The 4,298-nt window shown below is 57.9% G+C and carries 6 protein-coding genes; 1 reads left to right on the plus strand and 5 read right to left on the minus strand.

Features of this window, described 5'->3' with window-relative positions:
- Window positions 1–114: 114 nt before the first annotated feature.
- Window positions 115–1,239, plus strand: a complete 1,125-nt coding sequence (tnpB, locus tag Q0K07_RS13230; RefSeq protein ID WP_294559829.1) for an IS200/IS605 family element RNA-guided endonuclease TnpB — start codon at window positions 115–117, stop codon at window positions 1,237–1,239.
- A 117-nt stretch (window positions 1,240–1,356) separates the two neighbouring features.
- On the opposite strand, the gene Q0K07_RS13235 is transcribed toward tnpB, so the two are convergent.
- The 5 genes from Q0K07_RS13235 to Q0K07_RS13255 are packed head-to-tail and all read right to left on the minus strand — an operon-like array spanning window position 1,357 to window position 4,190.
- A complete protein-coding gene (locus Q0K07_RS13235; protein WP_294559830.1) occupies window positions 1,357–1,851 on the minus strand; it encodes an HNH endonuclease in 495 nt (164 codons plus the stop codon).
- The gene (locus Q0K07_RS13240; protein ID WP_294559831.1) at window positions 1,848–2,228 is read right to left on the minus strand and encodes a hypothetical protein; all 381 of its coding nucleotides are present in this window, start codon (window positions 2,226–2,228) and stop codon (window positions 1,848–1,850) included. Before Q0K07_RS13240 ends, Q0K07_RS13235 begins: the two co-directional genes overlap by 4 nt.
- Window positions 2,210–2,986: a DUF6291 domain-containing protein gene (locus Q0K07_RS13245; RefSeq protein WP_294559832.1), complete on the minus strand. Its 777-nt coding sequence runs from the start codon at window positions 2,984–2,986 to the stop codon at window positions 2,210–2,212. Before Q0K07_RS13245 ends, Q0K07_RS13240 begins: the two co-directional genes overlap by 19 nt.
- Window positions 2,987–2,998: 12 nt before the next feature.
- A complete protein-coding gene (locus Q0K07_RS13250; protein WP_294559833.1) occupies window positions 2,999–3,574 on the minus strand; it encodes a hypothetical protein in 576 nt (191 codons plus the stop codon).
- Window position 3,575: 1 nt separating this feature from the next.
- Window positions 3,576–4,190 (minus strand): hypothetical protein, encoded by a 615-nt coding sequence (locus tag Q0K07_RS13255; protein ID WP_294559834.1) that lies wholly within the window; start codon window positions 4,188–4,190, stop codon window positions 3,576–3,578.
- Window positions 4,191–4,298: the final 108 nt, after the last annotated feature.

A 4,298-nucleotide genomic window follows, 5' to 3' on the forward strand; every position in this document is an offset into this window, starting at 1 on the left:
AAGATTGGGTGGCGGAAACCCCTTGCTTTAGCTATGGGGAGGAGCCGCCCTCCTCCTTTCTGTTGATATTTTATCGGTTTTGTGGTATAATTTACTTAGAGATGAGGTGATAAAGTGGAATATTCGTACAAGTTTAGGCTTTATCCAAACAGTGAACAGAGGGCCTTGATCGCCCGGACGTTTGGCTGTGCCAGGTTCGTCTACAACCACTTTCTCAACCTCCGCAAAGAAACCTATGAATCAAGCGGTGAAACCATCAACTACGTTAAATCCTCCGCTCTGCTTACGCAGTTAAAGAAAGAATTGACTTGGCTGAAAGAGGTTGACAGCATACCATTACAGGAATCCTTGCGTGACTTGGACTTTGCCTATCAGGGCTTTTTCCGCCGTGTAAAGAAGGGTGAAAAGCCCGGATTCCCACGCTTCAAAAGTAAGCGTGATAGGCGGAAATCCTACAAGACCAAACAGCACGTTACCAATGGCAAGCCGACTATCTATGTGGATGATAGCCACGTCCGTCTCCCGAAACTTGGCCTTGTTAAGTGCCGTGTCTCCAAAGAGGTTAAGGGCCGTATCCTTTCCGCCACCATCAGCCAGAACCCAAGCGGCAAGTATTTTGTCGCCCTGTGTTGTACCGATGTTGAGATTGAACCTCTGCCCAGCACAGGTGCCGTTGTCGGCCTTGACGTGGGCCTTAAATCATTTGCAATCACCTCTGACGGTGTTGAGTATCCTAACCATAAGTTTCTAATCAAAAGCCAGAAGAAACTCGCCCGTCTCCAACGCCAGCTCTCCCGAAAGTCAAAGGGGAGTAGGCGTAGGGAGAAGTCACGGGTCAAGGTGGCGCGGTTACAGGAACACATCGCCAACCAGCGGCAGGATACGCTACATAAACTGTCCACCCAGCTCGTGCGGGACTATGATCTGATCAGCATTGAGGACTTAGCGCCAAAGAACATGGTGCGCAACCACAAGCTGGCCCGGTTTATTTCCGATGCAAGCTGGGGTGAGTTCCGCAGACAGTTGGAGTACAAGGCGGCGTGGTATGGGAAACAGGTGGTCACAGTAGACCGTTTCTTCCCGTCCTCCCAGCTCTGCTCCGCCTGCGGCGCTCAATGGCCCGGAACAAAAGACCTTTCTGTAAGGGAATGGGTTTGCCCTGTGTGTGGTGCTGTCCACGACAGGGATGTGAACGCCGCTAAAAACATCTTGAATGAGGGCTTGCGCCTGTCGGCGTAGGATTTGTATGGTAGGGCGGGACACGCCCGAAGTTACGCTCGGGAAGAGTGCGTAAGACGCAACCACGGCGCTATACTCGCTGAACCGAGAATCCCCTGGCTTTAGCCATGGGGAGTGTCAAGCCAGCACCTCGAAGAGATACCCCCTGGGGTCGAGCTGCTTGGTCTTCATCCACCGGGTCAGGGTGGTCCGGGTCAGCCCGTTCTGCTCCGCCGCGGCCTGGATGGTGGGGTAGACCGTGGCGCCGCCCTTCCGGTCGTGCCGCACCACCGCCCGCCGCCGGCCGATGCCGCCGGTGCGCTGCCCCATCTCCTGCCGGGTGCAGAAGAGCAGGTTCTCCACGGCACAGTCCAGCTTGGCGCCGTTCTTGTGCAGGATCACCAGGTCGTGCTTCTTTGCGTAGCCGTCAAAGAACGCCTCGTCCATCAGCCGCACAACGGCAACGGCCTTCTGCCGGTCGTCCACGCCCCGGAGGGTGACGATGGCCCGCCCGCCCCGGAGCCGCTGGCGCATCACGCACCACTTCTGGCCCCGCGCCGACCATCGCTCCACCACGCCCTCGTCGCTGACGCGGTAGGGGACCTTGTAGCCCTCGATGTTCTTCCAGATCATGCCCTTTCCTCCTCCACGAGCACCCGAATGCAGTTTTCCTGATGGAACATCATCGTGATGGATCTCACGTATTTCCGGCTGTCGTCCTTGATGACCCAGCCCTTCATGGCATCCTCCACGGCCTTGACGATAATAGCGTGGTTGGAGCAGTCCAGGCCATCGTCAAACAGGAACGTGATCCTTACCGGCACTTTTGCCGGGGCTTTTTTGATCTTTGCCCGCTTCATAGCAGCCCATGTGAGGGCGTGGAGCTCCTCCGCGTCCCGCTTCCGGGCGCCCCAATGCTTCCCGGCGTAGTAGGCGTTGAGCCCGTAGCGCTTACAGAAGGCCGCCTTGCCGCGCTTTGTGGGCGGGTAGTTCAGCTCGAAGGCGACCATGCGCTCCCTCCCGACAGAAAACGGTCCATCCAGTCCAGGTCCCTCTGGAACGCCTTCGCGTCCGCGGCGTGCGTCGCCCCGGGGGCCTTCTCCCGCCGGCCCTCCAGGGCCTCCCAGTCCGCCAGGGACTTCACGCCCCGGGCCTGCTTGTCTCGGAGGATGGCCCGGATGTAGGGCCACGTCGCCTTCTTGGCGTCCCGGGCCACGTCGATGGCCCGGCGGCAGACCGCCTCCCCCAGCTCCTCGGCGAAGGCCCCCAGCTCCTCCAGGCTGGAGGGCGAGGCGGCAGGGTTCACCCGGTCCAGATAGTCGGCTCTTACCCGGGCGGCGGCGGTGTCTGGGCATCTTTCTACCTCTCCCCCGACAGGGGGAGAGGTCTTTCTATAACATTCGTTCTCTATCTCTATCTCGTTCTCTTTCTCTATCTTCTTCTCTATCTCGCTCTCTTTCTTGCTTGAACGGTCCCCTTGCTCTTGCCATTGTTCTTGCTTGGCGTTTGCTTTCGGTTTGCTTCGAGTTTGCTTCCGGCTCCCGCCTTTTTTCCCGTTGTCTGCTTTCCGTCTGCTTGCATCTAGGTTGGGAAGGATGAGATAGAGAGCGACTGCGACAGAGTCGGGGAGCGCATCGAAATCCGGCTCAGTCCCGTGCAACGCATAATCACAGATGGCGTCGTATCCGTCTGCTCTGGCCTCTTTGTCTTTGATCCTCTGAAGGGCCAAAAAGAACGACTCATAAAAGGTAAATTGGCTCCGGTCCATCCTTCCGCCTCCTTAGAAGGGGAGCTCCTCTTCGTCCTTAGATAGCTCGGCATAAGGGCTGGCACCACCTGCAGGGGCGCCCCAGGCCCCGGACCAGGAGGACGGGGGAGCGCTCTGGGGCGCATCAGAGAGGCGCTTAAGGTCCGGGATGGTGAAGTCCCCCTTCTGGATGGCCTGGAGGGAGCGGGCCTGGGCGACGTAGAGGCGTTTCCCGGTGCTGTAGTCCTTTTTCCGGTACTCCTTTTCTCCCAGGACCACCCCGAACTTTTTGCCGACCAAGGCGCGGAGGTCGGCCTCATTGAAGTGATATCCGGGGTTGGAGTCCTCCAAGGCGGTCTTGAAAGCCTTGAAGAAGCCCAGGGCCTTGGGCTTGTAACTGCGGATGAGCTTGGTGGGCCAGAAGCTGGCCCGGTCGAAGGTGTCCTGGTTGAAGCCCTTGTAGGCCCCCTCGGCGAAGTCCCACTCGATGAGGAGATACTCCTTCTCCTCCACGTCCTCCACGCGAGTGATGACAGCAATGTAAGCGCCGGGCTTTGGATCGTCGAAGCCGCTGGCCTCCTGGATATTGTCCCAATCGAAATGTCTCATCTCAGTGCTCCTCCTTTTTCTCGTCGGGGGCGGTGAGGCCCCAGTAGTCTCGGATGGTGGCGTCCACAAACTTCAGGTCGTTATCGATCTCCTCGGGGAACATCCCCATGGGGCTCTTCGCGGTGGAGAAGCCTTCTGACTGGGTCAGGAAGTAATGCCTGTCCTTCTCGGACCGGCAGAGGAGGACGATGGAGAACAGGCCCTCCACGGTCAGCTTTTCGTCCAGCATCTTTCCAATGGTCTTGGCCTTGAGGGTTCCGTCTGCCGTCGTCTCAGTGTGGTGCAGGAAATAGACGATGCAGTCCGGCGGCGTCTGGGAGATGATGAACTGGATCAGGTTGCGAAAATTCAGGGCGATGTCTGTAAACTTGTTGTATCCGTTCTCCTTGACCCGGTCGAAGAACTCGAACGCCAGGAGATACTGGCTATCGTCGATGACGTAGGCCTTGCGGCTCGGAGCAGAAAGGCCCTTGAGGATGGTGGCATAAGAGGCCCCGTTGACGACGGGGAGCTGCTTGCGGAAGGGGAGAGGCTTAGACGCCACATTGAAGACGCCCACCTCGGCGGGGTCGAAGTTGCGGAGGGAGGTGGACTTCCCGGAACCGGAGTCGCCCAAGATCAAAACTGGGATGCCGATAAGTCATCATTCCTTTCATATTTCCACTCATAACCATCATGCTTATAGCCTGAAATTGGGGCCCAGATCTCGTCTGATGCGTTCATT

The sequence above is a fragment of the uncultured Mailhella sp. genome, from assembly GCF_944324615.1.
Taxonomy (GTDB): Bacteria; Desulfobacterota; Desulfovibrionia; order Desulfovibrionales; family Desulfovibrionaceae; genus Mailhella.

Excerpts from the sequence above, each read along its gene's own strand:
- Q0K07_RS13235 (WP_294559830.1), bottom strand. The coding sequence starts at position 1,851 with ATGATCTGGAAGAACATCGAGGGCTACAAGGTCCCCTACCGCGTCAGC.
- Q0K07_RS13240 (WP_294559831.1), bottom strand. The coding sequence starts at position 2,228 with ATGGTCGCCTTCGAGCTGAACTACCCGCCCACAAAGCGCGGCAAGGCG.
- Q0K07_RS13245 (WP_294559832.1), bottom strand. The coding sequence starts at position 2,986 with ATGGACCGGAGCCAATTTACCTTTTATGAGTCGTTCTTTTTGGCCCTT.
- Q0K07_RS13250 (WP_294559833.1), bottom strand. The coding sequence starts at position 3,574 with ATGAGACATTTCGATTGGGACAATATCCAGGAGGCCAGCGGCTTCGAC.